Genomic DNA, 1353 nt, shown 5'->3' with positions numbered 1-1353 from the left:
CATGCTGGATGGTCCTATGGATGTCAAGCAGTGAGTCTGGGTGGTCGGAGGTCGGTGGCGAGGTCGTGGAAGACGCGGCGTGCGACGAAGCGCTTGAGTGCTCGGATGGCGTCTTTCTTTGATTTGCCTTCGGCGAGTTTCTTTGTGATGTAGGTCTTGGTCTCGTCGTCGTATTTCATGCGGCCGATGATGACGAGGTGGAGGGCTTTGTTCGCTTGCCTGTCTCCGAATCGATTGAGCCGGTGTCGGTTCGTCATGCCTGAAGATGCTGGGATGGGTGCTGCTGCGCAGAGATGCGCGAAGGCGGCTTCGCTGGTGATCCTGTCGATGTTCGCGCCCGCCGTGATGAGGAATTGCGCGGCGGTGAGAGTTCCGATCCCCGGTCGGGAAAGTAACGTTGGGACGGTGTCCTGAACTAGCGCGTCGAGTTGCTTCTCCGCATCGGTGATCTCCGCGGTGAGGTCCGCGATCCGGTTCCCGAGGCGCTTCAAGGCGAGTCGCGCCGCCTGGGCGGGGTCGGTGAGGCGGGTGGTGTCCGGGCGCAGGCGGGCAGCGTTCTTCGCGACCGTCTTCAGGGGAAGCCCGTCGAACTGCTCGCGCACCTGCGCGGGCGCGGTGATCAGGAGGTCCTTGATCTGGTTGAGCGCCTGCGTGCGTGCTTTGACCGCGGAATCGCGCACCGCGGTGAGCATCCGCACGGACTCCACGACAGTGGTCGTGTCTTTCGCCGTCGCGGTCGCCATGCCCGAAAGGACCTTCTCAGCCGCCGCGATCGCGTCGATCGTGTCGTTCTTGCCCCGGCGAGCCCTCGTGGCTTTATCGGTCGTGTTCACCTCGAGGACGGTGATTCCCGCAGCGGTGAAGTGTCTGGTCAAGCCGGCGCCGTACGAGCCGGTCAGCTCGATACCGACCCGATCAAGGACACCGAACCCCGTCATCCATTCCAGCGCCTCCTGATATCCGACGGCATTCACCGAGAAAGCGGCGTTCCCCAGGACTCGACCGGTGAGATCAAGGACCGCGACGTGATGCAGATGCTTATGCGTGTCGACTCCCGCGACGACTCGCGCTGGTTCGACGCGCTCGGTGGTGGTTATCATGTCGGTGTCTCCTTCCGGATCTCGCGATACGGTCGGATGACCTCACCGGGCCGGGTGGACACGACATTGAACGGTCGTCGGACAGGGTCCTATCAGGTCACTTCCCCACCCGGTCCGGCCCTCCGAACCGTCTGGACGCGGCACGAGACGATGTCGACAGATCCAGCAGTGGACACACCCCGCGAGGCGGTCCGTCGAGTAGAAGGTCAGACACCCTCCCGCGCCACACCACCATTCTCAATGTCGAGTAGCC

The 1353-nt window shown here is 63.3% G+C and carries 1 protein-coding gene; it reads right to left on the bottom strand.

Going from position 1 to position 1353, the window contains the following annotated elements:
- Window positions 1–23: 23 nt before the first annotated feature.
- On the bottom strand, window positions 24–1100 hold the full coding sequence (locus EDF36_RS20835) for an IS110 family transposase (protein ID WP_123734478.1): 1077 nt from the start codon (window positions 1098–1100) through the stop codon (window positions 24–26).
- Window positions 1101–1353: the final 253 nt, after the last annotated feature.

Origin of the sequence: Rathayibacter sp. PhB152 (assembly GCF_003751395.1) — a bacterium.
Taxonomy (GTDB): domain Bacteria; phylum Actinomycetota; class Actinomycetes; order Actinomycetales; family Microbacteriaceae; genus Rathayibacter; species Rathayibacter festucae.
Note: the sequence above shows the minus strand (reverse complement) of the source record. Positions and strands in the feature narration are given on the sequence as shown.